25 protein-coding genes are annotated in these 26,927 nt (G+C 68.4%); 15 read left to right on the plus strand and 10 right to left on the minus strand.

From position 1 onward, the window contains the following. Window positions 1–17: 17 nt before the first annotated feature. Window positions 18–1,829 carry an ABC transporter ATP-binding protein gene (locus ACWF4Z_RS22455; protein ID WP_452245066.1) on the plus strand — a complete coding sequence of 604 codons (1,812 nt, stop codon included), beginning with the start codon at window positions 18–20 and terminating at the stop codon, window positions 1,827–1,829. Continuing rightward, window positions 1,822–3,603, plus strand: a complete 1,782-nt coding sequence (locus ACWF4Z_RS22460) for an ABC transporter ATP-binding protein (RefSeq protein WP_452245067.1) — start codon at window positions 1,822–1,824, stop codon at window positions 3,601–3,603. Before ACWF4Z_RS22455 ends, ACWF4Z_RS22460 begins: the two co-directional genes overlap by 8 nt. Here the strand turns inward: ACWF4Z_RS22460 and ACWF4Z_RS22465 are convergent. After that, window positions 3,594–4,175 (minus strand): TetR/AcrR family transcriptional regulator, encoded by a 582-nt coding sequence (locus tag ACWF4Z_RS22465; RefSeq protein ID WP_452245068.1) that lies wholly within the window; start codon window positions 4,173–4,175, stop codon window positions 3,594–3,596. The two genes, ACWF4Z_RS22460 and ACWF4Z_RS22465, sit on opposite strands and share 10 nt — an antisense overlap. Window positions 4,176–4,269: 94 nt before the next feature. On the opposite strand from ACWF4Z_RS22465, the gene ACWF4Z_RS22470 reads away from it, so the two are divergent. The 4 genes from ACWF4Z_RS22470 to ACWF4Z_RS22485 all read left to right on the plus strand — a co-directional run bounded on the left by ACWF4Z_RS22470 (window position 4,270) and on the right by ACWF4Z_RS22485 (window position 8,752). Next, complete coding sequence (locus ACWF4Z_RS22470) at window positions 4,270–5,226, plus strand: NADP-dependent oxidoreductase (protein ID WP_452245069.1); 957 nt, start codon at window positions 4,270–4,272, stop codon at window positions 5,224–5,226. Window positions 5,227–5,499: 273 nt separating this feature from the next. Beyond that, a complete protein-coding gene (locus ACWF4Z_RS22475) occupies window positions 5,500–6,171 on the plus strand; it encodes a DNA/RNA non-specific endonuclease (protein ID WP_452245070.1) in 672 nt (223 codons plus the stop codon). A 5-nt stretch (window positions 6,172–6,176) separates the two neighbouring features. Continuing rightward, window positions 6,177–6,590, plus strand: a complete 414-nt coding sequence (locus ACWF4Z_RS22480) for a hypothetical protein (RefSeq protein ID WP_452245071.1) — start codon at window positions 6,177–6,179, stop codon at window positions 6,588–6,590. 125 nt (window positions 6,591–6,715) lie between these two features. Then, on the plus strand, window positions 6,716–8,752 hold the full coding sequence (locus ACWF4Z_RS22485; RefSeq protein WP_452245072.1) for a HelD family protein: 2,037 nt from the start codon (window positions 6,716–6,718) through the stop codon (window positions 8,750–8,752). A gap of 281 nt (window positions 8,753–9,033) precedes the next feature. Here ACWF4Z_RS22485 and ACWF4Z_RS22490 read toward each other — a convergent pair whose 3' ends face one another. Next, window positions 9,034–9,633 carry a dihydrofolate reductase family protein gene (locus ACWF4Z_RS22490; protein WP_452245073.1) on the minus strand — a complete coding sequence of 200 codons (600 nt, stop codon included), beginning with the start codon at window positions 9,631–9,633 and terminating at the stop codon, window positions 9,034–9,036. 119 nt (window positions 9,634–9,752) lie between these two features. On the opposite strand from ACWF4Z_RS22490, the gene ACWF4Z_RS22495 reads away from it, so the two are divergent. The 5 genes from ACWF4Z_RS22495 (at window position 9,753) to ACWF4Z_RS22515 (ending at window position 15,834) form a co-directional block, all read left to right on the plus strand. Beyond that, the gene (locus tag ACWF4Z_RS22495; protein ID WP_452245074.1) at window positions 9,753–12,560 is read left to right on the plus strand and encodes an ATP-binding protein; all 2,808 of its coding nucleotides are present in this window, start codon (window positions 9,753–9,755) and stop codon (window positions 12,558–12,560) included. Between the two features lie 40 nt (window positions 12,561–12,600). Continuing rightward, window positions 12,601–13,884 carry a DUF3137 domain-containing protein gene (locus ACWF4Z_RS22500; RefSeq protein ID WP_452245118.1) on the plus strand — a complete coding sequence of 428 codons (1,284 nt, stop codon included), beginning with the start codon at window positions 12,601–12,603 and terminating at the stop codon, window positions 13,882–13,884. Beyond that, window positions 13,881–14,312 carry a VOC family protein gene (locus ACWF4Z_RS22505; protein ID WP_452245075.1) on the plus strand — a complete coding sequence of 144 codons (432 nt, stop codon included), beginning with the start codon at window positions 13,881–13,883 and terminating at the stop codon, window positions 14,310–14,312. Before ACWF4Z_RS22500 ends, ACWF4Z_RS22505 begins: the two co-directional genes overlap by 4 nt. A 159-nt stretch (window positions 14,313–14,471) precedes the next feature. Next, window positions 14,472–14,804 (plus strand): hypothetical protein, encoded by a 333-nt coding sequence (locus tag ACWF4Z_RS22510; protein WP_452245076.1) that lies wholly within the window; start codon window positions 14,472–14,474, stop codon window positions 14,802–14,804. 40 nt (window positions 14,805–14,844) lie between these two features. Continuing rightward, the gene (locus ACWF4Z_RS22515) at window positions 14,845–15,834 is read left to right on the plus strand and encodes a methyltransferase (RefSeq protein WP_452245077.1); all 990 of its coding nucleotides are present in this window, start codon (window positions 14,845–14,847) and stop codon (window positions 15,832–15,834) included. Here ACWF4Z_RS22515 and ACWF4Z_RS22520 read toward each other — a convergent pair whose 3' ends face one another. After that, window positions 15,835–16,887, minus strand: a complete 1,053-nt coding sequence (locus ACWF4Z_RS22520; protein ID WP_452245078.1) for a hypothetical protein — start codon at window positions 16,885–16,887, stop codon at window positions 15,835–15,837. A gap of 148 nt (window positions 16,888–17,035) precedes the next feature. On the opposite strand from ACWF4Z_RS22520, the gene ACWF4Z_RS22525 reads away from it, so the two are divergent. Genes ACWF4Z_RS22525 through ACWF4Z_RS22535 form a run of 3 tightly spaced genes read left to right on the plus strand, consistent with a single transcriptional unit; the run spans window position 17,036 to window position 20,222 of the window. After that, entirely contained in the window at window positions 17,036–18,154 is a 1,119-nt protein-coding gene (locus tag ACWF4Z_RS22525) for a sugar ABC transporter substrate-binding protein (protein WP_452245079.1), read from the plus strand. After that, entirely contained in the window at window positions 18,154–18,939 is a 786-nt protein-coding gene (locus tag ACWF4Z_RS22530) for an ATP-binding cassette domain-containing protein (RefSeq protein ID WP_452245080.1), read from the plus strand. Before ACWF4Z_RS22525 ends, ACWF4Z_RS22530 begins: the two co-directional genes overlap by 1 nt. Further along, a complete protein-coding gene (locus ACWF4Z_RS22535; protein ID WP_452245081.1) occupies window positions 18,936–20,222 on the plus strand; it encodes a sugar ABC transporter permease in 1,287 nt (428 codons plus the stop codon). The genes ACWF4Z_RS22530 and ACWF4Z_RS22535 overlap by 4 nt, the downstream gene beginning before the upstream one ends. Here the strand turns inward: ACWF4Z_RS22535 and ACWF4Z_RS22540 are convergent. The 4 genes from ACWF4Z_RS22540 to ACWF4Z_RS22555 all read right to left on the minus strand — a co-directional run bounded on the left by ACWF4Z_RS22540 (window position 20,214) and on the right by ACWF4Z_RS22555 (window position 23,448). After that, on the minus strand, window positions 20,214–21,623 hold the full coding sequence (locus ACWF4Z_RS22540; RefSeq protein WP_452245082.1) for a CHASE3 domain-containing protein: 1,410 nt from the start codon (window positions 21,621–21,623) through the stop codon (window positions 20,214–20,216). The two genes, ACWF4Z_RS22535 and ACWF4Z_RS22540, sit on opposite strands and share 9 nt — an antisense overlap. 23 nt (window positions 21,624–21,646) lie before the next feature. After that, window positions 21,647–22,027, minus strand: a complete 381-nt coding sequence (locus ACWF4Z_RS22545) for a response regulator transcription factor (RefSeq protein WP_452245083.1) — start codon at window positions 22,025–22,027, stop codon at window positions 21,647–21,649. 12 nt (window positions 22,028–22,039) lie between these two features. After that, window positions 22,040–22,657, minus strand: coding sequence for a signal peptidase II (locus ACWF4Z_RS22550; protein WP_452245084.1), 618 nt, complete (start codon window positions 22,655–22,657; stop codon window positions 22,040–22,042). 137 nt (window positions 22,658–22,794) lie between these two features. After that, window positions 22,795–23,448: a response regulator transcription factor gene (locus ACWF4Z_RS22555; RefSeq protein WP_452245085.1), complete on the minus strand. Its 654-nt coding sequence runs from the start codon at window positions 23,446–23,448 to the stop codon at window positions 22,795–22,797. Window positions 23,449–23,643: 195 nt separating this feature from the next. On the opposite strand from ACWF4Z_RS22555, the gene ACWF4Z_RS22560 reads away from it, so the two are divergent. Then, window positions 23,644–24,165, plus strand: coding sequence for a hypothetical protein (locus ACWF4Z_RS22560; RefSeq protein ID WP_452245086.1), 522 nt, complete (start codon window positions 23,644–23,646; stop codon window positions 24,163–24,165). 7 nt (window positions 24,166–24,172) lie between these two features. Here the strand turns inward: ACWF4Z_RS22560 and ACWF4Z_RS22565 are convergent, their stop codons facing one another. The 3 genes from ACWF4Z_RS22565 to ACWF4Z_RS22575 form a co-directional block, all read right to left on the minus strand. After that, complete coding sequence (locus ACWF4Z_RS22565; RefSeq protein WP_452245087.1) at window positions 24,173–24,610, minus strand: universal stress protein; 438 nt, start codon at window positions 24,608–24,610, stop codon at window positions 24,173–24,175. Window positions 24,611–24,827: 217 nt separating this feature from the next. After that, on the minus strand, window positions 24,828–25,787 hold the full coding sequence (locus ACWF4Z_RS22570; RefSeq protein WP_452245088.1) for a D-2-hydroxyacid dehydrogenase: 960 nt from the start codon (window positions 25,785–25,787) through the stop codon (window positions 24,828–24,830). Continuing rightward, window positions 25,784–26,926 (minus strand): hypothetical protein, encoded by a 1,143-nt coding sequence (locus tag ACWF4Z_RS22575; protein ID WP_452245089.1) that lies wholly within the window; start codon window positions 26,924–26,926, stop codon window positions 25,784–25,786. The genes ACWF4Z_RS22570 and ACWF4Z_RS22575 overlap by 4 nt, the downstream gene beginning before the upstream one ends. Window position 26,927 lies beyond the last annotated feature (1 nt).

The raw sequence follows: 26,927 nt of genomic DNA on the forward strand, positions 1-26,927 counted from the left end.
TCGTTACGGTCTCTGGAATGGTGACTCTTCTGCGGTACGCGTGGCGGGTGACACCTGGGAGCACGATCCTGACTGTGGGCGTTGCGATCCTCGGCGCGGTGCTGGGGATGGGCGTGACGCTGCTGACCGGACAGGTCGTCGGAGCGGTCCCGGGTGTGATCGACGCTGCCCCGGGAGCGATGTCGTTCACCGCATTCTGCTGGTTGCTCGGCGGACTGCTGACCGTGTTCGTGGTGCAGAGCCTGGTTCCGGCGGTTCAGCGGGTCTCCTCGCTGGTGATGGATGCGGCGCTCACGCGGGAGATCGGCACCGGGATCACCGAGCCGCTGCTGACTCCGCGCCGGATCGCCCATCTCGAGGACACCGAGGTGCTGGACGTCCAGGAGCGAGCCAAAGGTAAAGGCGGCTTCCATCTCGCCCAAGGACTGGGGAATCTGCCCTTCCTGCTGGGCAGCCGGGTGACGCTGATCGGCTCGGCCGTGATCGTCGGCGTGATGTTCTCCTGGTGGATCGCCGCGATGCTGGTCGCCGTCACCGCACTGCTGGAGTGGTACGGCGGGCGCCTGATCGAGCGCGAGATCGACGTGTGGTGGGGCAACACCGAGGAGCAGCGGCGAGCCAACTACCTTTTCGATCTCGGCATGCGTGACGCGCCCAAGGAGTTGCGCGTGTTCGGTCTGCACACCTGGTTGGTCGAGCGGTACGTGCGGGAGTGGACCGCGGCGTACCAGGTGGTGTGGGACCGGCGCCGGAACAACGTGAAGTGGTCGATCGCGATGGGTGGCCTGCATCTGGCCGCGAACGCGGTCGCGATCCTGTTCGTCGGCCGGGCCGCACTGAACGGCGACCTCCCGCTGACCCAGGTCGCGACCACGGTCCCGGCCATCCTTGCCGTCGCGGTGTCGATGAACTCGTACGGCGTGGTCCAGGTGCGGCGCGGGTTGTCGGCGCTGCGCGCGATGAAGGAGTTGCCGGATCGGATCGCCGAGCGGCATCCCGAGGTCGAGGCGGCCGGGGTCCACCGCGTCGAGACGATGCCGGCGCGTGAGATCCGCTTCGAGAACGTGAGCTTCCGCTATCCGGGCTCGGACGTCGACGTACTGCGCGGTCTCGACCTCACCATCCATGCGCACGAGGCACTCGCGCTCGTCGGCATCAACGGCGCCGGGAAGTCCACGCTGGTGAAGTTGCTCGGCGGTGCGTACCGGCCGACCGAAGGCCGGATCACCGTCGACGGCGTCGATCTCGCCGAGCTCGACCTGGCCGCGTGGCAGCGGCGCATCGCCGCGATCGTGCAGGACTTCCTGCGGTTCCCGCTGTCGGTCACGGACAACGTCGTGTACGGCGCGATCGAGCGCGCGGACGATGAGATCACGCTCGCCAAAGTCGCCCGGGAGGCGGGGATCGACGAGGTGGTGCGGGGGCTGCCGGCCGGGTGGGACACCGTGCTCGACAAGACGTTCGACGGAGGTGTCGACCTGTCCGGCGGTGAATGGCAGCGGATCGCGCTGGCGCGGGCGTTGTTCGCCGTACACGCGGGGGCCGGTGTGCTCGTGCTGGACGAGCCGGCGGCGGCGCTCGACGTACGGGCTGAGGCCGAGCTGGTCGAGCGGTATCTGGAGCTCACGGCCGGGGTCGCGTCGCTGATCATCTCGCACCGCTTCTCGGTGGTTCGGCATGCGAACCGGATCTGCGTGCTCGACGGCGGGCGGATCGTCGAGGACGGTACGCACGAGGAGTTGCTGGCCCGGGACGGGACGTATGCGTCGATGTTCCGATTACAAGCCGAGCGGTACGTGACAGCGCCGGAGGACCCGATCGATGCGTAGCTTCCGGATTCTCTGGTTGTGGCTGGCGACGTCGTTCCGGGCGGCGCCGCTGTTGATGGCGGTGTCGACCGTGCTCGTCGCGGTGCGCGCGATCACGGCACCGGCCTCGACGTACGGCGTGAGCCGTTTGGTCGAGGGGATTGCGTCGGACTCGTCCCGCACGATCGGGTGGGGGATCGGCATCATCGTCGGTGGTCTGGCGGTGACGTTCCTCGCAGATGTGGTCGGCTGGCCGCTCCAGGACACCGCGCAGGATCGCATGGCCGGTCGGGTGCACGCCGACCTGCTCGACGTGACCACCGGGATACCGGGGCTGTCGCATCACGAGCGGCCCGATGTCGCGGACCGGCTGGAGCTCGTCCGCGAGCGCGCGTGGCGGATGGGTCTTGGGGCCGAGGTCCTGCTCTGGGTGTTCGCGACCGTGACCAACACCGCGACGGTGTTGACGCTGCTCGGGTCCGTGCATCCATTGCTGTTGATTCTGCCGTTGCTCGGTGCCGCGCGGATCTGGTCGGCGTACCTGAGCAGCACGCGGCAGCAGAAGGCCTGGGAGGACTCACTCGAGCAGGAGCGCTTGGTCGATCGGTTGATCGAGGTGGCGAAGGATCCGCGGACGGGGTTGGAGCTGCGGGTGTTCGGGCTCGGGAAGGTCTTGCTGGACAAGATCTTCTCGTTGCAGACCGAGCGGTTCCGGCGCCGGGTCGAGGCGGCCCGATGGGGTGGAAAGGTGGACGGCTCGGTCCGCCTGGTGTTCGGGCTCGCGTACGCCGCGGCCGTCGTGTGGATCGTCTATCGGGCCCGGAACGGGCAGCAGTCGGCGGGCGACGTCGTACTCGTGCTGTTGCTGGCACCGCAGGTGGATCAGATGACGGGCGGGATCGCGCAGAACGTGTACTGGGTCGGTGAGGTCGTGCGGAGCTTCAGCCGGTACGACTGGCTGCGCGAGTACGCGAAGGCGAACTCGTGGAAGGCGAGCGTGACACCCGCACCTGCACGGCTGACGTCGGGGATCGAGTTGCGGAACGTCGGATTCTCCTACCCTGGTTCGGATTCCGCCGTACTGACCGGGATCGATCTCAGGGTGCCGGCCGGGTCGGCGGTGGCGTTGGTGGGGGAGAACGGCGCCGGCAAGACCACGCTGGTCAAGCTGCTCGCGCGGATGTACGACCCGACGACCGGGCGGATCCTGGTCGACGGGGTGGACCTCGCCACGCTCGTTCCGGAGCAGTGGCGATCACAGTCGTCGGCCGGGTTCCAGGACTTCGTGAAGTTCGAGCTGACGGCGCGCGAGGTGGTCGGGCTCGGCGACATCAAGCGGGCGTCGGACGAAGGTGCGGTGCTCGCGGCGGTGGCTCGGGGTGACGCGGGCTCGGTGATCGCGGGGCTGCCGCGTGGGCTGGATACTCAGCTGGGCAAGAAGTTCACCGATGGGGTCGAGCTGTCGGGTGGCCAGTGGCAGCGGCTCGCGCTGGCGCGCGCGTTCATGCGTGAGCGGCCGTTGTTGTTGCTGCTGGACGAGCCGACCGCCGCGCTCGATCCGGAGGCCGAGCATCGGCTGTACGAGCAGTACGCGACGGCGGCCAAGATCGCGGCCGCGGAGACCGGTGGCATCACGATCCTGGTTTCGCACCGCTTCTCCACGGTCCGGATGGCCGATCTCATCGTCGTCATGCACCAAGGCCGCGTCGAAGAGGTCGGCAGCCACGAACAACTCCTGGCGAACGGCGCCCGCTACGCGGAACTCTTCGAACTCCAGGCCCGCGCCTACCGCTGAGCCGGCCAGGGCCTGAGGCCGTCCATCAAGAGGTTGAGCAGGCGACCGGCCGTGGCTTCGCGGTCGGGCCGGGGGGCCACGGTGAAGATGCCGATCAGAGCTGCGGCGATGTCGTCGGCGGTGACGTCGGAGCGGAGGTCGCCCGCCGCGTGGCCGGCATCGAGAATCGTCGTGATGGCCGTCAGCAGTTCGGTGCGGGCCTGCCCATGGGAGATCTCGCCCGACTCGATCATCGCCACCAGCGTGTCGAGCATGCCGTTCTTGGTCGCGACCCAGTCTCCGAACAAGTCCATCCAGTGCCGCAGTGCCGTCGCCGGTGGCATCCGGCCGAGCAGTTCGCGGGCGCCGGTCGTCAACCGCACCACCTGGTCGCGGTAGACCGCGTCGACCAGCGACTCGCGGGTCGGGAAGTGCCGGTAGAGCGTGGCGATCCCGACTCCGGCCTCGCGGGCGATCGAACGCATCGACGGCTCGGTGTCAGCCGACGCGAAGACGCGGGTCGCCACCGCGAGCAGTTGGCCGCGGTTGCGGGCCGCGTCGGCCCGTGGTGCGCGCAGCTCTGCGTCGGTCAAAACGGATCACGCTCCGGCTGTGCTACGGTTGTCCATGTAACCGGAGCATAGTCCGTTTCAAGGTATTCCCTCAGCTCCTAGGAGACAGGCGCACATGCAGCAACTCAGCGATCAATCGCCGGCCGGCCAGAGCAGGGCAGTCCGGCTCGATGCGTTCGGCGGACCTGAGGTCCTCGATCTTCGTGAGGTTCCCGCTCCGGAGGCCGGCCCGGGACAGGTCCGGGTGCGGGTCACCGCGGCCGGCCTGAATCCGATGGACTGGATCATCACCGCCGACGCGGACACCGCCGCTCGGTTCGGACTGAGCCTTCCCACCGGGTTCGGGACCGACTACGCGGGCGTGGTCGACCAGATCGGTGCCGGGGTGACCGGCTTCGCTCCCGGCGACCGGGTGTTCGGGGGCGCCCTGTCCCGCGCGGTCGCCGACTATGTGGTCGTCGACGTGGCGGTGGCAACCGCGGCCGATGAAGCCCATCACACCCCCGACGGCGTCGACGACCGTACCGCCGCCACCCTCGCCATCGCCGGTCGCGCGGCATCCGCCGCCCTTGCCGCGGCCGCTCTCGGCCCCGACGACACAGTTCTGATCGGCGGCGCGGCGGGCGGGGTGGGGGTGTTCGTGGTCCAGATGGCCCGGATGACAGGAGCACGGGTGATCGGGACGGGATCACCCGCGTCGTTCGAGTTCCTGCGCGATCTCGGAGCCGAGCCGGTCGCCTACGGCGAGGGCCTGGTCGACCGGGTCCGGGCCCTCGCTCCCGGCGGTGTCACCGCCGCCATCGACCTGTATGGGGTGGAGACAGTGCAGGCCGCACGGCAGCTCGGAGTCCCGGACGGCCGCATCTGCACCATCGCCGCGCAAGTCGACGGCGTGCCGAGAGCCAACGGCGGGAGCGCGGCTCCGGGTGCCTTGGAAGAGGTCGCCCGCCTGGTCGCGGCGGGTGAACTCCAGGTGCCCATCGCAGCGAGCTTCCCGGTCGGGCAGATCCGCCGCGCGGCCGAGCTACAGGCCGGTCGGCACGTGCACGGCAAGGTCGTCATCGACCTCTAGCGATGTCGATCAGGCCCGCGGGTTGCTCTACCTGTTGGAGGAGAGCTTCAACGGCAGCCCGGCGACGCTCCGGGACGCCGTTTGCTCGATGTACGGAGTGAAGGCGGAGGCATTGAGCCTGCTCCAGCTGCCGGGCGGCGCCGGTATGAGGTTCGCGTACGTCGCCCCGAGGACCGTCGCTGATCGGAGCTGTCGACACGCTCCCCGGCGTTCCGGGTGGAGCCGGGTTTCTCTTAGGCTGTGTAGACCACTTGACTGCCGCGAAGGGGGGCCATGGCCAGCACGCCGGGATTTCAGCCGGAGCAGCCTGCTCACCCGAAGGACGTCGCGGCGGTCGGGTACGGGCCGAACGACGATCCGGTCGTGCCGGCGAAGTACGCCGAGCTTCCGGTCTTCCACGAGGACTCGGGGAAGAAGGACGCCTGGAACGCGAACCTCAGCAACCCGAAGGCGTCCTCGGTCTATGTCGTCGACAAGCGGTACATCTTCGTGACCGACGAGGCCGCGCGGCTCAAGCACGTCGAGGGCTGGCTGGACAGGTTGCCCTCGAAGGAGAACGCCGAGCGCCGTAACGAGTACGCTCAGCGGCAGGCCGGGGTGCCGGATCGGCTGCCCGGCGACAACGGCGGCCACGCTGTGCCGACCCAGTTCAGAGGCCCTGGCGAGAAGATCAACCTCACGGCCCAGGCGAGCGACCAGAATCTTGCGAAGCGGGGAGACAAGTCGAACTGGCGCAAGATGGAACAAGCCTGGCACGCGATGCGCAAGTCCGGCATCCAGGTGCATGCGTCCATCGATATCGCCTATCCGAATCGTCCGGACGACGGGTCGGACCGCCCCGCCTTGCGCCCGTCGCAACGAACGGCGGTCCACCGGCACGAGGGCAGACGATCACCGCGCCAGATCTACTCCGACAACCGACAACGAACAGGCCGGGAGACTTGACCGAGATGGCCAACGAGATGGAAACGCTCGACACGATCGGCCGGGCTCTGGTGGCCGACCTGCCGAGCGGGTGGCGATCGGTGACCGCGACGTACCTGGCGACCGCGACGTACGCCGAGTTCGACGCGGACCTGATCGGTGCCGACGGGGTGGCCGACCAGGTCGATCCGCTGCCCGAAGGGCTGGAGGACGGGTTCGAGACGCTGCGGCGACAGATGTACCAACCGGGGAAGGGCGCGTGGCTGACCGCGCGGCTGACGATCACGCCGGACGGGCATTTCGAGACCGACTTCGACTACGACCACGAGCCGGCCTGGTCGATGCCGGTCGACGACGACATCTACGCGGCCGATCTGGCCGAGTTCCCGCGTGAGGACCAGTACATCCCGGGCTGGCTGCGCGCCAAGCTCGGCAATTAATTCAGTGGCGAGGCCGGGGACACGGGTGGTAGCGTCCCCGGCCTGTCTTTTCGGGATCGAATCGAACCGGATGGGTTGACTCCGGGGCGGGACCCTGTCCATCCGCTGATTCGAGGGGTCCTCTCATGGCCGAACCAGAACTCGCGACCGAACGCGCCTTTCTCGCCACCGCCCGCGCCGCGCTGCGCCGGATGCATCAAGACGTCGAGGTCCGCGACGTACCGATCATCGGTGGCGAGGACAACGACGAACGGTTCACGAACGAGGCGAACCAACGCGCCAAGGAGCAACGCACGCAGGCGCTGCTCGACCTGCCCGACGTGCCACTGTTCTTCGGCCGGCTGAACTACGAGGCCGGTACGGTCGAGGACCACGACGAGATCTACATCGGTCGCCGCCATGTGCACGACGGCAGCGGGGTCCCGCTGGTGATCGACTGGCGTGCGCCGGTGTCGGTGCCCTTCTATCGCGCCACCCGCAGCGATCGGCAGCGGGTCCTGTTGCGGCGCCGGTACGGGTTCTCCGACGCGGCCGAGCTGACGGGCTTCGAGGACGAGCCGATGATCGGGGCCGTCGACAACAATCAGGCCGACACCTTCCTGCGGGCCGAGATCGAACGGCCTCGCACCGGTCCCATGCGTGACATCGTCGCCACGATCCAGCCCGAACAGGACGATCTCGTCCGGGCGCCGCTGCACCCGAGCGTCTGCGTGCAGGGCGCACCCGGCACCGGCAAGACCGCGGTCGGTCTGCACCGCGTCGCCTACCTGCTCTACACCGAGCGCCAGCGGCTGAGCCGCGGCGGGGTGGTGATCGTCGGGCCGAACCGCTCGTTCCTGTCGTACATCCGCAAGGTCCTGCCCGCGCTCGGCGAGGTCGACGTACGGCAGATCACGATCGAGGAGCTGATCACTCGGCCTGCCACGGTCGTTGACGAGCCGGAGGCCGAGCGGCTCAAGGGTGATGCCCGGATGGCCGGGGTGTTGCGGCGGGCGTTGTGGTCGTACGTCGGGACGCCGACCGACGGAATCCTTTACAGCAAGGGATCCCGGCGCTACCGGGTGCACGACTACGAGGTGGTCGACATCGTCTCGGACCTGCGCGAGTCGACCAGGTATGCGCCCGGGCGGAATGCACTCGCGCAGCGGCTTGCGCACAAGGTCCTGGTTCGGATGGAGGAGCGGGCCGAGTCGCCGGACGATCGGGTCCAGAACGCCGTCGCCCGCTCCAAACCGGTGAAGGATCTCCTCGACGCGGTCTGGCCCCGCGTCGTACCCGAGCAGGTCCTGCACCGGCTGTGGTCCGATCCCGAGTTCCTGGCGCAGGTCGGCGGCGATGAGCTGACGGAGGACGACCGTACGGCGCTCTTGTGGCAGAAGCCGGCGCGGTCGTGGAAGTCGGCGAAGTGGTCGTTCGCGGATACGGTTCTGCTCGACGAGCTCGAGGATCTGATCGAACGGCGTACCGGGTCGCTCGGTCACCTCGTGCTGGATGAGGCGCAGGACCTGTCGGCGATGCAGTTGCGGGCGCTGGGGCGTCGGTGTCGGACCGGTTCAACCACGATCCTCGGCGATCTGGCTCAGGCGACAACCGCGTGGGCCGCGGGTCCGTGGGAGCGGGTGCTAGAGCACCTCGACAAGTCGGACGCGCTCGTGGCCGAGCTCGACCGGGGTTTCCGGGTGCCGGCGCAGATCATCAACTTCGCGGCCCGGCTGCTGCCGGCGATCGCACCGACGCTTGGGGTTCCCACCGGCATCCGTACGGTCGCCGACGCACTCGCGATCGTCGAGACCGACGAGTCGACGTACGCGGACGCGGTCGTCGCCGCATGCAAGTCCGCGCTAGCCGGCGAGGGCTCGGTAGCCCTGATCGCCGCCGACTCGGAGATCGCAGGCCTACGAGACACGCTAACCGCGGCCGCCCTCCAGCCAAGCCTCCTAGGCGAGACCGACGACGAGCTGGACGCGACCCGCCTGGTCTGCGTCCCAGCCACCCTGGCCAAAGGCCTCGAATTCGACACAGTAATAGTCGCCGAACCCGCCCAAATAGTAGCCGCCGAACCCCGAGGCCTCCACCGCCTCTACGTAACCCTCACCCGAGCCGTAACCCGCCTACACATCATCCACGCCCACCCCCTCCCCCCAGCCCTAACCTCCAACTAGCCAGAAGAAAGAAGCCGCCGAACAGCAGCGCCGCCCACCCAACGTCCGCGGTCACGTCGACCAGCCCCGGCCCGCCCGACGTCCGTGGTTCCGCCGACTTTGTGCATGGGATCCGTGTTCTGGAGCGCCGTTCGTACGGATCTGGTGCACAAAGTCGAATCAGGTGGGCGGTGGGGTGGGGCGGGCGGGCTGGGGCTGGGGTGGGGCTTGGGCCGGGGCTGGGGCGGGGGCTGGGGCGGGGGTCGGGGTGGGGGTGGGGGTGGGGCGGGGGTCGGGATGGGTTAGCGGGTTCGGTTGTAGAGGAGGCAGAGGGCTCCGCTTTCGGTGGGGGTGGAGTGGGTGAGGGTCCAGGAGGTGGCGGGGAGGGTGTCGTCGAAGAGGCGGGAGCCGCCGCCTACCAGTTCTGGGGCGAGGGTGATCGAGAGTTGGTCCAGTTCGTCGGCGGCGAGGAGGGCTCGGATGATGCTGGAGCTGGCCAGGACGATGATGTCGCCGCCCTCTTCGCGGCGCAGGTCCTTGACCGTCGTGGCTGGGTCGGTTGTCGCGATGCGGCTGTTCTGCCAGGGGGCCTCGGTCAACGTCGCGGAGAAGACGACCTTGTCGACCTCGTTGAGCCAGCGGGAGAACGTCCGGCTCTCCTCGGGTGCGTGCTCGTCGTCGGCGACCGTGGGCCAGTAGCCGCCGAATCCCTCGTAGTTCTTCCGGCCGAGCAGGGCCGTGGTCGCCGGCGAGGTCACGCGGATCATGTGTGCGAGCGACCCGGGGGTGACCGCGTGCGGCCCGATCCAGCTCATGTCGTAGTCGCCACCCGGCCCGTTGAAGCGTCCGTCCAGGGACAGGGTGAGGTTGCCGACCACGGTCCGGTTGCTGTTCTTGCTCATCTCGTTGCTCCGTATCTGTCGAATCGCTGTGGTCCAACCCTCGTCGTCGACGCCGGTCCCGGTCGTCACCAGATCTGATGACATCTCGACCGGGACCCCGGTGATGCGAGGATGACGGCATGCCGACCGCCGTCGTCAGCCCGGTGCTGATCAGCCGTGAGTCCGAGCTCGCTGCGCTGCGTACGGCGTACTCGCGGGTGGAGTCGGGTCAGTCGGTGACCGTGCTGGTGTCGGGGGAGGCCGGGATCGGGAAGTCCCGGCTCGTCTCGACCGCGGTCGGCGACATCGGCGGGACGCCGTTGGTCCTGACCGGTGACTGTCTCGAGCTCGGCGCGGACGGCACGCCCTGGGTTCCGTTCGTGGCGATCCTCCGGAATCTGCTGCGGGAGTGGGGCCCGGACCGGCTTCGCGCCGCGCTGCCGGTCGGCGGCTCGGCCCTCGCGGGCTGGCTGCCTGAGCTCTCGCTCCCCGAGGCTCCCGGCGGACACCTGAGGTTGTTCGGTGAGGTGCTCGCCCTCCTCCTACAGGCGGCCGCGGAGCGTCCCCTGGTCCTGGTGGTCGAGGACCTGCACTGGGCGGATGCGTCCAGTCGAGAGCTGTTCGTGTATCTGGTCCGCAATCTCGATGCACACGCCGTGCTGCTGATCGGGACCGTCCGGACCGGCGAGCTGCCGTCCGGGCATCCGACTCGGCAGTTGCTGGCGGAGATCGGTCGCCGGGCCGAGGTGGTGCGGCTCGACCTCGCGCCGCTCGGTCGGCAAGAGGTGAGCGCCTTACTGGCGGCGATCGAGGGACGGCCGCCGGACCCGGTTGCGAGCAGCGCGATTCATCGCCGCAGCAACGGGAACCCGCTGTTCGTCGAGGCGCTTCGCGCAGCCGGTACGGCGAACTCCGACGGACTCACCACCCTGCTCCTTGACCGCGTAGCCGACCTGTCTCCGTCGGCCCGGAAGGTGCTCGCAACGATCGCGGTCGCGGGTGGCACGGTGTCCGACGAACTGCTGGCCGAGGTGTCCGGTGAGCCGGTGGACGACGCCGTACGCGAGCTGATCGAACGTCATCAGGTCGCGGTCCACGACGACGGTTACGCGATCCGGCACGACCTGATCCGCGAGGCCGTGTACGGCGCGTTGCTGCCGGGGGAGCGGCGACGCCTGCACTCCCGGTACGCCGAGGCGATCGCGGCTGGATCGGATTCGTCCGCCGCGCTGGCCGAGCACTGGACAGTCGCCGGTGAGCCGGCCAAGGCCCTCGTCGCGGCTTGGCAGGCGGCCGCAGCCGCGGAGCGGCAATACGCGTACGACGAACACCTCAACCTGCTCGACCGCGTCCTGTCCCTCTGGACCGCCGAATCCGCCGAACTCATCGGAGTCTCCCGAGCAACTGTGCAGGAGCTGGCCACCGAGGCATCGTTCACGACCGGCCGCTCGGTGGCCGGCGTCGAGCATGCGTCCGCTGCGCTCGCCGACATCGACGCGGTCAAGGAACCCCTGCGGAGGGCAGCATTGCTGCGGCTGCGCGGCCTGCTGCAGTGCCGCATCGACGGCGGCGGAACCGATGACCTGCTGCGCGCGCTCGAGCTGGTTCCGGAAGGGACCGCTGACGCGTTGCGTGGCCGGTTGCTGGCCGGGCTGGCGTTCACCGAGTTCGTCGGATCTCCTGGGACCGCGGCACGGCAGCATGCGAAGCAGGCGCTGGAGTTGGCCGAGCGGGTCGGCGACCTTCAGGTGCTGGCCGACGCGAAGCTGATCCTCGGAGGTGTCCTCCTGCACGAAGGCGGCCCGGTCAAGGTCGCGGAACTTCTCCAGGAGGCACGGGCAGCCGCGGCGGCCGTTGGCGATCAGCACACCCAGCTGACCTCGCTGCAGTGGGAAGGCCTCGCGATGAACCTGAACGGCGAGCTCGAGCAGGCGGTCGCGTTGCTCGAGGAGGCCGAACGCCTCGCCGAGAGCTGGGGCCGGATGCGGGCCCGGGGATCGATGCTCGCGCAGAACCGGGCAACAGCCCTGATCCTGCTTGGCCGCTGGGACGAAGCCCTGAGCCTGCTCGACACCGCGCTCGCCGCCGGTCCTCCCGCCTGGTACGACGCGTCGCTGCGGCTGCTCGTGGCCGACATAGCCGCACGGCGCGGCGAGTACGACCACGCGGCCGAACAGTTCGCGTTGATGCCTGTGTCGCCCGGCACGGCCACAGAGCTGTGGCGGCAGTCTGTGCCGGTCCGGATCATGCTCGAGATCGGTCGAGGCGATCTCGCCGCGGCCGACCGGCTGCTGGCCGACCTGTTGGCCGTCCTGCCGGAGTACCTGGACGTCGATTCGACCGGGCCTGGGGTGTACCTGGCGGCGAGCCGACTGGAGTATGCCGCTCGCGGCAAGCAGCAGTTGACCGTGCGCGCCGAGGATTTCAGGCGGAAGATTCCCGTGTCGGAGCCGCAATGGCTCGATGTCGAGGCAGTCTTGCGGAGCGGTGATGCCCTCGCCGATGGATCGCTCGCCGCGTGGGACTCGGCGGTCGAGGCGTGGCGCCGGCGTGGTGACGTGTACGAGATCGCGCTGGCGTTGACGAGTGCCGCCAAGGCGGCGCTCGGGTCGAACAACAAGTCCGGTGCGCGGCGGCGGCTCGAGGAGGCACGGGCGATCGCGGCCGGGTTGTCCGCCGTACCGTTGCTCGCAGAGATCGACGGACTTTCGGAACGTGCCGGCCTGTCCGACGACGTACCGGCTTCCGCTCTCGGGCTGACGGCGCGCGAGGTCGTCGTACTGAAGACCCTGGCTCGCGGGTTGTCGAACGCCGAGATCGCGCGGGAGCTGTTCGTCTCGCCGAACACCGTCGCCACCCACGTGGCCCGGATCCTGCGCAAGCTGGAGGTGACCACGCGCACGGAGGCGGCTGCGGTCGCGCATCGGTTCGGGCTCGTCGCTCCGTGAGTCTGAACCGCCGGTGTGGTTGAGTTTCCTGGTGAACCCGATGGTTGGAGTGGCCGGCGAGGCGACGTGGATCATCGCCGCCTCTGTAGTGGGTGGCGGTGGGCTGCTGTGGGGGATCATCGCGATCGTCCGGCGGCAGCGGTACATCAAGTCGCTGCGGGACCGCGGATGGACGTTCGTGAACAGTCCGACGTTCGATGCGGTCGCGCGACTCGGGAATCCGCCGTTCGGGATCGGCTTCGCGCGTCAGCCCGACGATCAGATCACCGGGCTGACCAGCCTCGGCCGTCCGTTCCAGGTGATCGAGTACAAGTCCGACCACTGGTCCGGCTGGATCGGGATGGCCGGTCTGTCCCGGCACCTTCCGGAGCTGTGGATCACGGCCGGCGAGACGCGTCCCCGGTACGGCGTGGAGGCGACGATCATCGCGTCACCCGCGCAACTGGGACCGGGCTGGCAGATCGGCGCGGCGGACCCCGAGTTCGCGGCGGCCGTGCTCACGCCGCAGGTGTGCGAGCGGCTGAGCGCTGTCGCCGCCGGCTACACCGGTGTGAATATCAGCATCGACGGCGATCAGCTGACGTCGCTGGGTCCGCCGCACAAGGACCCGGAGTTGCTCGCGCCCTGGCTGGAGCTGCTCGGCAGTGTCGCCGCCGCGATCGATGCCGCGCCGGTCGATCGGTGGATCCAGCCGCCGCTGCCGCCGCGACTGCATTTCTACCATCACCCGGACTGGTACTGGGTCGGTGTCGACGACAGCCTGCTCGAGCTCACGGCGGTGACGCGGGGCGGGCACGATCACTCCACGAGTGAGGTGATTCGGGGTCGCGACGGTGACGGGCCGCCGTTCGTCGCGTTCACGCATCGCTGGAAGACCACCCGCACCGAGACCTATACCGACAGCGAAGGCCGGAGCCAGACCCGGACGGTGACCGACAACCACAGCGAGCCGATCCTCGGGTTCCAGTTGCCGGTCCAGATGCCGCCGCTTCAGGTCGCGCGCCGCGGGCGCGGGATCACGTTCGAGAGCCAGCAGTTCAACGAGAAGTTCTCCGTGCGCGCGCAGGACCAGAAATATGCGTACGACGTGATCCATCCGCGGCAGATGGAGTACCTGATGGCCAGCTCGCCGGCCGAGTTCAGCATCGCCGGAGAGTGGGCGTGGTTCTCGGCGGGTGTCCACAACCATCCGACGATCGCTCATCATTCCCTGTTCCTGCGGGGATTCCTGGCCCGGATCCCGCGGTTCGTCTGGCGCAACATCGGTCTGCCGGAATCGCCGTACCCACCGCTGGAAGCAACTCCTCAGGAAGGACGTAGATGACTGTTCTGGACTCACCGATCCCGAGGTTCCACCTGGCCATGCCGGTCGACGATCTGGAGGCGGCGCGACGCTTCTACGGCGAGGTGCTCGGGCTGGAGCAGGGCCGCAGCTCGGAGACGTGGATCGACTGGAATCTGCGCGGGCACCAGTTCGTGACGCATGTGGCGCCGGAGCGGACCCGGGCGATCCACAATCCCGTCGACGGTCACGCCGTACCGGTGCCGCACTTCGGATTGATCCTGAGCGTGCCCGAGTTCCAGCAGTTGGCCGAGCGGTTGCGGGCGGCGGAGGCCGAGTTCGTCATCGAGCCGTACGTGCGGTTCGAGGGGCAGACCGGTGAGCAGTGGACGATGTTCTTCCTCGATCCGGCCGGAAATGCGCTCGAGTTCAAGGCGTTCGCGGATGACTCACAGGTGTTCGCCGTCTGAATCCTGGTTGAACCGGGCGTTGTCAGTGATGGTCACGATTCGTCCACGCCTCGCGCCGACCGCTTGCAACTCAGGCCGTGGTCTGGTGGCGTTGCGCCTTGACTCCCACTGCGGAGCACTCCTACCGCTGAGCAGGTTGACGGGAGAGGACGGCGGCCGGTGTCGGAGAGCGCGGAAGACTCGTTACAGGAGGCGAGCGCGGCGTTGCGGCGCGCGGTCGAGGTGTCGAGGCGCCGCCCGGCCGATGATGTGGCGGCCAAAGCGCTGGTGGCGGAGTTCCACGAGCTCCGGACGCTGATGTCGACCGCGACGCTCCTGATGAGCTCGTTCGGGCTGCCCCGGTTCGCCGGCGTCATCCAGTCCCGCACCGATGCCGACCCCGGCGATGTCCTGGATCAGGCCGACGGCGAACTGGCCGCCGCGTCGGACCACCTGAGCCAAGCCGCCGCCCGGCTGACCGCCGCGAGACAGCACCTCGACAACCTGACCTGAGCCCCTCCTTTTCCGGGCGATCGGGCGCATCATCGGCGGTATGGATGATGGGGTGGATCTGCAGGAAATGGTGACGGGGTTCCGCTTGTCCGCGGCGCTCAGCGTCGCGGCCGAGCTGGGGGTATCGGACGCGCTGGCAGGGTCAGGGCGGACCGTCTCAGAGTTGGCGGCTGTGGTGACGGCGGACGAGGAGACGCTGGGACGGTTGCTGCGGGCTCTGGTGGCTGTCGGGGTGTACGCCGTACAGGACGGGGTGTACTCGAATACGTCGCTGGGGGAGCGGCTGCGTTCCGACGTACCGGGGACGCTGCGGCCGTTGGCCCGGATGATGCAGGATCCCGGGCTGTGGGCGGCGTGGGGGAATCTGGCGCACAGCGTGCGGACGGGCGAGAACGCGTTCGAGGCGGTGCACGGTGTCGATGTCTGGACTTATCGGGAGACTCGACCCGAATACAACGAAATCTTCAACGCCAACATGACCGGACTCAGTTGGTACGTCGGGACGGCGGTGGCCTCGGCGTACGACTTCTCGAAGGTCAACACCGTCGTGGATGTCGGCGGTGGTCAGGGAATTCTGCTGGATGCGGTGCTCAATCAGCACGATCACGTCGAGGGCGTCGTCTTCGACCTTCCGCATGTCGTGGCCAAGCAGCCAATGACCGAAGCGGTGGCGCCGCGGTGGTCATCGATGACCGGCGACTTCTTCGAGTCCGTCCCGCCGGCCGACGCCTATCTGATCAAGTCGATCCTCCACGACTGGCCGGACGACCGTTGCACCCAGATCCTCCGGACCTGCGCAGCCTCCCTCAACCCCGGCGGCGTCGTCCTGGTCGTCGAACAAATCCTCGACCGCCCCGGCCGCGAAGCCCAAGCAGCCTTGTCCGACCTCAACATGCTCGTCATGCCCGGCGGCCGAGAACGCACCACCTCCGCCTACGCTGCCCTCTTCAACACCGCCAACCTGCACCTCACCGAGGTCATCGAAACGAACACCCCATTCAGCGTCATCGAAGCCACCGCGATCACCTGACTAGGTGGTTGAGGGTTTGGGGCCGGTGGAGCGGAGGGTGTTGAGGCGGGAAAGGGTGTCGAACCAGAATCGGGCGCCGGGAACCACGGCGAGGATCATAAGCGCCCAGCCCAGCAGGATGACGAGGAAATAGGGGATGTCGTGGGACAGGCCTTTGTCGGGGTTGGCCAGACCATATCTTTCCAGCCAATTGCAGTGGGTGGGGGCGGCGCAGGTGGGGACGGTGCCCCAGCCTAGGGGGAGGCCGGAGGTCCTGACTTCGCGGATTTCCTTCTGGAGGTCGTTGAGGCAGACGGCGGGATCTTTGGTACCGCAGTCGGATGAATTCACGGCCTGGGTGACGACCGAGGCGCGGAGGGCCTGGTCGGAGTAGAGGGACCGGGTCACCTCTACGGCGTTGACGTTGAAGGCCAGGATGACGATCGTCGCGAACGCCAGGGAAATCCAGCGGACGTGGCGTTTGTACCACCCGGAGACCCTCGCCATGTGGTCGTCGTACCACTCCTCGACGCCCTGACGGAATGCCACCAGATTGTCCCCGGCCTCGGCGAGAAGGCCGAGAAGAGGTTGTTTCAGCGGATTGTCCGCAGCCATTTCCTGCACTTTGACCGAGATGTCGTCGATCGTCGTCCGGCCGGACATGTCTGGCACCAGCACCCCGATCAACGCCCGCGCGAACGAACGCCCCGAGACGTACGACGGAAGCCGCCGCCGGTCCTTCGCGCTGAGTTTCGCGTTGCCCGCGTTGGCCGGCGCTGCACCCTTGTCCGCCGACCGCGACACCATCGGCTGCGAGACGATCTTCGTGACCATCGGGTCCTGGGTCTCACCCGCTCGGGTGGCGGGTGCCTCGGACGTACGCCGAAGCAGGTCCCTCCACCGCAGTTCGAACGCGCTCTCCCCGTCGACCAGGGAGCGGATTCCGCGCAGCAGATACTCACCGCGCAGACCGATGAATCGAGCGGCCGCTTCGGTCAGCACCGAGACCAGGGCCGCGAACGCCGCGAAGACGAAGATGAGTCCGATGGCCGTCTGGAGGATCAAGCTGTCCATGAATCCCTCACAGTGTCCCTCACACCCAGCAAGGTAGCGGCCCGCAATCCCTCCAGCTACCCGGTACGGCGTCCTTCTGGCTAGCCGGTAGACCAAGATAGGCGCTCGCCAGGATGAACGACGGTCCGGCGAGGCGGAGCCTGTCCCTATGAAGGCTCCCTGGGACATGCGTAGAACTCTCCGCACCACCGTAGCCATGACCGGAGTCGCCGCTGCGATGACGGCCGGGCTGGTCGGTTGCGGCAACAACAAGACGACCTCGACGGGCAGTGCACCGCCGGCGAACACGAAGGTCGGCATCCTGCTGCCCGACACGGCGTCGTCGCCGCGCTGGGTCTCGGCCGACCCGACCGAGCTGAAGAAGCAGTGCGACGCCAACAAGCTCACCTGCTACATCGACAACGCCAACAACAGCGCGACCACCCAGCAGTCGCAGGCTCAGGCTCTGATCAATCAGGGCGTGGGCGTTCTCCTGGTGGTGAACCTGGACTCGGGCTCGGGTAAGGCGATCGAGGCTCTGGCCCAGCAGCACAACGTCGTCACGATCGACTACGACCGGCTGACCGCCGGCGGCACCGCGTCGTACTACGTCTCCTACGACAACGTGAAGGTCGGCGAGGACCAAGGCACCGCGCTGACCCAGGCCGCGGAGGTCAAGGGCAAGAGCGCGGTCAACTACGTCGAGATCGACGGAGCGCCGACCGACAACAACGCGACGTTGTTTGCCCAGGGCTACAACTCGGTCCTGTCCAAGCAACCGGGCTGGACGAAGCTCGCCGACCAGACCGGCAACTGGGACGCCGCGACCGCGCAGACCGTGTTCACCACGATGCTCGGCCAGCACCCCAACATCAACGCCGTGATGGTCGCCAACGACACGATGGCGCAGTCGGTCATCAACGTCCTGAAGGCCCAGGGCCTGGCCGGCAAGGTCGCGGTCTCGGGTCAGGACGCCACCGCCGGCGGTCTCGACAACGTCATGGCCGGCACGCAGGCGTTCACGATCTACAAGCCGGTCGCGGGTGAGGCCGATGTCGCGATCAAGCTCGCGGCCCAGATCCTCAGCGGCCAGAAGCCGACCGCGCCGACCACGGTCAAGGACCCGACGAGCGGCCGCGAGGTCCCGTCGTACCTGGCCGACCCGACCGTCATCACGAAGGCGAACGTCGCCCTCCCGGTGACCGATGGTTACGTGCCGGCCTCCGCGGTCTGCCCCACCCCCGCGCTCGTGACGCTCTGCGCGGCCAACGGCATCAAGCTGCCCTGATGGGCGACCAACCCACCCTGGAACTGCGGGGTGTCGACAAGTCCTTCGGCCCGGTCCACGTCCTGCAGTCGGTGAACTTCACCGCCTACAGCGGCGAGGTGACCGCGCTGGTGGGGGACAACGGCGCGGGCAAGTCGACGATGGTGAAATGCATCGGCGGTACGTATCGCGTCGACGCCGGTGAACTGCTCTTCGACGGTGTGCCGCACGTGGTGACCGGACCGAGGGACGCGGCGCAGCTCGGGGTCGAGATCGTGTACCAGGACCTCGCGCTCGCCGACAACCTCGACGTGGTCGAGAACATGTTCCTCGGCCGCGAGAAGACGACCAGGTTCCGCACGCTCGACGAGAACGAGATGGAGAAGCTGGCTCGCCAGGCATTGACCTCGCTGTCGGTGCGGACGGTCCGCTCGGTGCGGCAACGCGTCGCCAGCCTCTCGGGCGGCCAGCGCCAGACCGTGGCGATCGCCAAGTCGGTGCTCTGGCAGTCGAAGATCGTCATCCTCGACGAGCCGACGGCCGCGCTCGGCGTCGCGCAGACCGAGCAGGTTCTCGAGCTGGTCCGGCGCCTGGCCGAACAAGGCGTCGCGGTGATCCTGGTGTCGCACAACATGAACGACGTGATGAAGGTCGCCGACTCCATCGGCGTCCTGTTCCTCGGCCGGATGGCGGCGCAGGTCAGACGCGCCGACGTGACCCAGACCCAGGTGGTCGAGCTGATCACCGCGGGCCGGTCGGGCGACCTCGGCCTGTCGCGCGAAGAGTCGACCGGAGCGGCGGTATGAGCGCCTCGACCGACGACCTCGTCAAGCAGGACGAACCCCGTAAGGACGCACCCGCTGCGGGGGTAGGGGCCCTGGGCAACTACATCAAGGACTACGTCGGGCGCGTGCGTGGTGGCGAGCTCGGATCCCTGCCGGCACTGGCAGGCCTGGTCGTCATCACGGCCGTCTTCTCCCTGGTCCACCAGGGATTCCTGAGCGCCTACAACTTCGAGGCGCTGGTGATCCAGGCCGCGCCGATCATCGTGATGGCGATGGGGCTGGTCTTCGTCCTGCTCCTCGGCGAGATCGACCTCTCGGCCGGTACGACGGGCGGCCTCTGCTCGGCCATCACCGCAGTACTGATCCTGCGGCACGGGCAGACCTGGTGGCTGGCGGTCGTGGTCGGCCTGGTCGTGGGCTTGCTGATCGGCTTCGGGATGGGCTGGTTGCGGGCGCGGGTCGGAATCCCGTCGTTCGTGATCACGCTGGCGACGTTCCTCGCGTTCCAGGGCATCACGCTGATCCTGATCGGCGGCCAGGGGTCGGTGATCCTGCCGGACAACTCGCCGATCATCAAGCTCGAGAACAGCTTCGTGCCGATCTGGCTCGGCTGGGTGCTGCTCGCGGTGGTGGTCGTCGGCTATGCGGCGGTCAAGCTCAACGACGCCCGCGGGCGCGATCGGTCCGGGCTGTCCCGGCCGCCGTTCGTCGTGATCGCGGTGAAGGTCATCGTGCTTGCGCTGCTCGGTGCGGGCTTCACGTACGAGATGGGCGTCAACCGCAACCTGACCACGAACGCGTTCTTCAGCAACAAGGCCCAGGGCATGCCGTGGGTCGTCGTCCTGCTGATGATCCTGTTCGTGGTGTGGAACTTCCTGCTCAGCCGGACGAAGTACGGCCGGCACCTGTACGCCGTCGGCGGCAACGAGGAGGCCTCCCGGCGGGCCGGCATCGTCGTCTCCCGGGTCCGGATCTCGGTCTTCGTGATCTGCTCCGGCATGGCGGCCATCTCCGGCCTGATCGCGGCGTCACTCCTGCAGTCGGTCCAGTCGAACGCGGGCGCGGGCAACACGCTGCTGCTGGCGGTCGGTGCGGCGGTCATCGGCGGTACGTCGCTGTTCGGCGGACATGGCCGGATCATCGACGCCGTACTCGGTGGCCTGGTCGTCGCGGTCATCATCAACGGCATGAGCGACCTGATCCAAGGCTCGAACTCGGCCGGTTACGAATGGGTCGTCACCGGTGCCGTGCTGCTGCTGGCGGCCGGATTCGACGCCGTCGTACGACGGGCCCGGTCAAGCTGAGGTGTGCCCGGCGAGGGGAAGAACCACTTCCAGCGTGGTGCCCTCGCCGGGCGGGCTGGTCACCGACATCGTGCCGCCCAGCGCCTCGACGCGGTCGACCAGCCCGATCAACCCGGACCCCCGGGCGGGATCGGCACCGCCCTTGCCGTCGTCGCGGACCGACACGTCCAAGCCGTCGGCCGTGACCGCGGCGTTGATCCACACGACCGATGCCGCCGCGTGCTTGGCGGCGTTGGCGAGCGCCTCGGACACGACGTAGTACGCGCACACCTCGACCGGCTCGCGGAGTCTGGCCGGGATGTCCACGGTGACCTCGGCGGCCACGCTGCTGCGGCGAGCGAGCGCCTTGAGGGCCGGGGCGAGGCCGCCTTCGGTCAGGATCGCGGGGTGGATGCCGCGGGAGAACTCGCGCAGTTCGTCGAGCGCGACCGTGAGCTCACGCGCGGCGCTCTCGAGTTGTTTGCGCAGCTCCGGCTGCTCCGGCGGCACGGTCTCCTCGATTGCGCGAAGCTGCAGGGCCAGTGCGACGAGCCGTTGCTGGGTACCGTCGTGCAGGTCGCGCTCGATCCGCCGACGGGCCCGGTCGGAGGCTGTGACGATCCGGATGCGTGACCCGGCGAGCTCCCGCCGGCTTTGCTGGACGGCCGCGGCCATCGTGTTGAAGCTCCGCTGCAGCACTCCCAGCTCGCCCACCCCGTGCTCGGAGACGCGCGCGCCCAGATCGCCTGCGGCGAGCCGACCGGCCATCGTGGCGGTACGACGAATCGGGTGCAGGATGCTCCGGTTCAGAATCCAGGTGTACAGCGCTACCAGCAGGACCGATCCGGTCAGGCCGCCGGCGGCGGCGATCATCGCCCGGTTCTCGACGTCGTCCGCGCGGTCCTGCCGCTCCATCGCCAGCCGGTGCTCAGCGGTCAGTAGCTGACCGAACTGCGTGCGCATCGCGTCGATCCGCCGCTTTCCCTCCGCTGTCGCCGACTGGATGTCGATGGACGCCCTGTTCCGCTGGGCGGCTGCGACGAGAGGGATGGAGTAGTCATTCAGGTACGAGTTGCCTGCCTTGGTGAGAGCGACAGCCAGGGCGTGCTGCTGAGCGCTGCCGGCCACGAGGCCTTCCAGCGCGGTCGCCTGCTCCGGGAACTCTGTCCGGCCGACCTCCCAGGGCTGGAGGAACTGATCGGATCCGGTCAGCAGGAAGCCGCGCTGGCCGTCCTCCATGTCGACGATGACGCCTTCGAGCCGGTTCGTCGCGACCAAGACGTCCTCGGACTGCTTCGCGCGTTGCTCCAGACCCCGCAGCTCGGTGACGGACGAGAACAGCACGGCGAACGCGGCTCCGATGATCACGGCGAGCAGCGCGCTCGCGATGATGTTACGGCCGCTGAGGCCGACCCGTTTCATCCGTCCTCCGGTCGCTGGAGCAGTCACCGCCCGGTTGGCTCGGCGGCGCCACCCAGCGTCGCTCTGATGGCCGCACCCGACAAGGCGGTCTTCGGCAGGAACCCGAGAGCGGGACTCGCGGCGACCAACTCAGCGTAGTCCTCCTCCGAATGCGTCGAGATCATGATCATCGGTGTCGACGATCCGCCGTCCTGTTCGGCCAGGCGCGCTGCCAGCCGGAGTCCGCTCTCGCCGCCGAGATCGATGTCGACCAGCGTCACGTCCGGGCGTAGCCGCGCGACCAGGGCCAACGCCTCCGCGCCGTTCGACGCGGTACCGACCACGTCGATACCGTCGCGCTCCAGCAGGACCCGGGCGACCTCGAGGAAGCGGGTGCTGTCGTCAACAATGATGCAGCGAAGCATGGCCTCAGCATTTCAGCGATGTGATCCAACGGCATTCCGGCTACCTGCACTCCTCGTCATCGCTGCGATCACCCTGCGTCGTTGCAGTGCGATCTCACGGGCGGAGCGGAGGCGACGATACAGCGCAGTGGTGGTCAAGCACGCGATCGCCAGGCCGAGGACGAGCGTCGCCGCGACGATCACCAGATCCGCGAGGTTGTAGCGATAGTGGCTGAAGGCAATGAAGTCGACCGCGCCGCGAACACTGCCGGGGGCGGTCCAGGTGTGGAAGCCGATCCGGTCGAGCTGGTTGCTGCTCCACCCACCGATCACCAGGGCGCCCGAGATCAGTACGACGGCCGGACGGCGACGTCGTACCAGCAAGAAGGTGGCGGTGGTCAGCGCGCCGACGTCGAACAGATCCAGGACCGAGCCGGTGAAGGGATCGGAGTACCAGTCGTCGACGCGCGGGCCGGTGAGCATGTCGCTGCCGCGGTTGATGAACGAGCCGTCGACGTGACGCCACCCCCACCACTTGGTCGCCTGGTCCAACGCGATGACGATCGCGAGCAGTGCGATCACGAGGACGGTTTGCCGGAACCCGGAGGTCGCCTCGGGTCTCGCGGACGTGGGTGGGCGAAAGCTGGACATGGCGCTCCCTCGGGGTGGACGGGCGTCCGAGCGTTGCGACGCACTCCCACCCTCGCGGGCGGATCCGGATCAGACCTCGGCGCCAGCGGCCATCCTGCCTACCGGCTGCCTGCAATTTTCCGCCGGTGGCGGGACTGTCAGCGGCCCTCGAGATAGGTGAGGACCGCGAGAACGCGGCGGTGGTCGTCGTCGGCCTCCGGGAGTTGAAGCTTGGTGAGGATGCTGCGGACGTGTTTCTCTACGGTGCCCTCGGTGACCCATAACAAACGGGCAACGCCCGCGTTCGAGCGTCCCTCGGCGACGAGAGCGAGGACTTCGCGCTCACGGTCGGTCAGAACGGCGAGCGGATCGTGACGATGCCGTGCGTCCACGAGCTCCTTCACCAACGCCGGGTCCACCACTGATCCACCCCGCGCCACCCGCTCCAGGGTGTCGGTGAACTCGGTCACATCCGTGACCCGGCTCTTCAGCAGATATCCGACGCCCTGGCCGCTCGCGAGGATCTGCATCGCGTGCTCGACCTCGACGTGCGCCGACAGCAGCAGCACGGCGATCTGGGGGTACTCGCGACGGATCGCCTGCGCCGCGACCAGGCCCTCGGTGGAGTGGCCCGGCGGCATTCGGATGTCGACCAGGACCAGATCCGGGAGTTCCTCCTTGACGAGCGCGACGAGCTCCGGACCGTTGCCGGCCTGGCCGACGACCTCGAACCCGGAGCGCTCCAGCAGGCTGGCGAGGCCCTCCCGGAGCAGGACGTCGTCGTCCGCGATCGCCACTCGGGTCCGACCCATCAGTGCCCCACTCTCTCCCTGTTTCAGATTACCGCGTGGTCCGGCGGGCACCGTCAAGCCGCGCTCGCGGCGTACCGGCTAGCTGGAAGAGGTCCTGGGGGCGAACCGTAAACCTGCCGAGCAGGGTGAACCCATCGCCTCGCACCGGCCGTGTGCGGAGTGTCGAATGATCAACAGATCAAGGAGAAACCAGAGATGAAGCGCATTGCCTTCGTCATCGGGACGGCCGTACTCGGACTGTCCACCCTGACAGCCTGCGGCGGCGGTGCCAGCGCCGCGAGCAGCACGCCCAGCCCGACCCCCTCCGCCACCGCGACACCGGCGGCCAGTACGGCGCTGTCCACGGCTACCGCCGGGAACCTCGGCACCATCGTTGTCGACGGCACCGGTCGCACGCTCTACGTGTACGACGTCGATACCGCCAACCCCTCGAAGTCCAACTGCAACGGCGCCTGCGCGACCGCGTGGCCCCCACTGCTGGCCGGGACCGGTACGCCGAAACTCACGGGCGTCGATGCTTCACTGGTCGGCACTGTGACGCGGGCGGACGGTACGAAGCAGGTGACGCTGGCCGGCTGGCCGCTGTACTACTACGCGAACGACGCCAAGGCCGGCGACACCACCGGTCAGGCCGTCGGCGGCACGTGGTGGGTCGACGCCCCGGACGGCAAGAAGATCACCACCCAGGCGTCCACCTCGAGCAGCTCCGGCTACTGAGCCGGGATCACGGTACGACGGTGACCGGCCAGCGGGCGTCTCGGACCAGACGAGAGGCGAGGGAGCCCACTAGCCGGTGCCCGGCGCGCATGGACGCGCCGATCACCACGGCATCGACGCGGAGCTCGTCGGCCAGGCGGACGAGCTCGACGTACGGATTGCCGTGGCGTTCGTGGAAGGTGATGGGGACGCCGAGGACGCCCGCCCAGTGCTCGGCGTCGGCGCGGAGCTCGGAGACGACGGTGACCTGTGCCTCGCGCTGCACCTCGATCAGCCCCGCACTGAGGATCCCGGCGCCCGGGGGAGTGTGGACGAACAGGACGATGATCTGCGCGCCCTGGCGTCTGGCCAGTCCCGCGGCGTAGGACCCGGCGCGCAGCGACGTCTCCGAACCGTCGACCCCGACCAGGATCGAGTGAGGACCATCGGTGCCGAGCTCGAACATTGCCCAACCGTATCGACTCCGGGCTCACTCTGGGCGGTCCGGGGTTTCGGCCCGGCCCGGGACAGTCAGGTTCGGGGAGGATCTCTTCCCTGATCAGGCGATATCCTCCCGAACCTCCTTCCCGCCGCCGACCTCAGCCAGGGACCCAGTTCCCTCTCTATTTTTCTGTCCCTGTCTTCCCCTGCTTTTGTTCTTTTCTGTATGGGCGATCTTCCTCTCAGAACCACTTGGTTTTGTCGACGGTGTGGATCAGGGCTCGGCCGGTGGTGAAGCGGCGGCAGTTCTCGACGAGTACGGCGTAACGGCGTTCGTCGGCATGGGGTCCGGCACCGGCGACATGAGGAGTGATCAGTACGCCGGGGCGCCGCCACAGCGAGTGGTCAGGGGGGAGTGGCTCGGTTTCGAAGACGTCGAGGGCGGCTCCGCGGAGGGTGCCGGACTCCAGCGCGGCGTCGAGCGCGTCGAGTCGGACGGTCGGACCGCGGCCGACGTTGACGAGGAACGCTTCGGGTTTGAACAGCTTGAGGAGGGCGGCGTCGACCATGCCCTCGGTGTCCGGAGTGTGGGGGACGGTGAGGATGACCAGCTCGGCTGTTGGGAGGTGTTCCGGCAGCGCAGCTGCCGGGTGGATGGCCGTGAATCCGTCTGGTAGGTCGGAGCGGCGAGCGTCGATGCCGACGACCCGGACGCCGAAGGCGGACAGCAGCCTGCCGATCTCGGCGCCGACCGCTCCGACACCGACGACCACAGCGGTTGCCTCGGACAACGGAACGACCGATGCCGGATCCCAGTCGGGGTGCCATTCGGCTCGCTGTTGATCGTGGAGGTAGCGGGGGAGTCCTCGGGTCAGCGCCAGGACCATCGCGAGCGTGTGCTCGGCGACGTGGTCGGTGTAGGTGGCCCGCATGTTCGTCACCTGCACGGGATGCGCGACCAGCTCGGGGTAGTAGTACCCAGGCGGTGGCGCGGCCTGTTGTGCTTGGAGCCAGCGGAGGCGGGTGGTGACTGCGAGCAGTTCGGGCGGGAGTACGCCGTACGCAGCGTCGGCTGTGCTGAGCGCGGTCGCAGCGTCGTCGGATGTCGGCCGGACCACGGTCAGCCCGGGGACGTCGGACATCAGGCGGCGCGGCCAATCCGCGGTGGCGTCGGCGTGTGGTGGTATCAGGACGAGCTTCATGCGGTCTCCCGCACGGCGGCCCGGATCGCCGCTTGACGCGCCGGCGAGGCCAGCCCGGCGTGGTAGTACCGGACTTCGGCTGCGCCGGCCGCGATCAGGCGAGTGACCAGCGACGGGAGCTCGGACGGGCGTTCGCCGAGGGCGTTGACGTTCGCGATCAGCGGCACCGACGTTCGTGCGGCCGCCGCCTTGACCCTGGCGATGGCCACCTCGTCGTCGTCCCAGCACTTGATCACGAACGCATTCGGCTGCGGGCCGGAAAATTCGACGCCGACATCCGGGCCGGTCACCTGTGGATCATCGGTTGCCATCAGCAACAGATTGCGATCGTTCGCGAGCGATGCAACCGCTGTGACCAAACTCGTGATGACCTCGCGACGATGGCCGAAGAGCGCCTCCGTGCGCTCCCGGCCCAGCGCCTCGACCAGGCCGGCCGCGGCGGGTACGCCGTTCCGCATCTCCTGGTCGACCGTCGTCCGGATATCGGCCGCCAGCTCGATCACATCCAGGCCGCGCCCGGCCAGCGCCGCGGAGCATGCCGGGCAGAGGCAGATGGACAGCAGATCCCGGGCACCCGACGACAGGTCTGCGCCGTCGGTCTTCTCGTGATGACTCCCGTGCTCGAACCCGAGCCACCCACACGCCTCCAGCATCAACGCGGGGACGTCGTACTGCTCGCACACCTCCTGGACCAGCGTCAGTGCGTAGTCCCGCACCTCCGCCTGCGCCGGGCACAACGCATAGCCGAAACGCTCGCCGAACGCGTTCCGAACCGTGAGGTCGGGCGCCAACCGGCCCAGGCTGGACGAATGGGTCAGCACCAACCACGCCTCGGTGTCCAGGCCCGCGGAGGTGAGGGCGGCGTTCGCCGTACCGAAGCGGTCCGGGTCGTCGACACCCCACGCCGGTGCGGCCGGGCGGAGGCGCCGTCCGACCCAGCGCTCCGGGCGAAACCGGAAGTAGGCCGCCGCGTAGTCGGCGTGTACGACGCGATGCCGCGGATGCCAGGCCGTCGTGGCCCGGACGGAGTGGTACGCCGCCTGCAGCGTGACCGTCTCCACGCCGAGCGAGGCGAACCGCTCGGCCGCGGCCGGATCGCCGACCAGGTCCCAGGTGTAGGCGAAGACGCCGTTGCGCATC

Source organism: Kribbella sp. NPDC055071 (genome assembly GCF_053608045.1).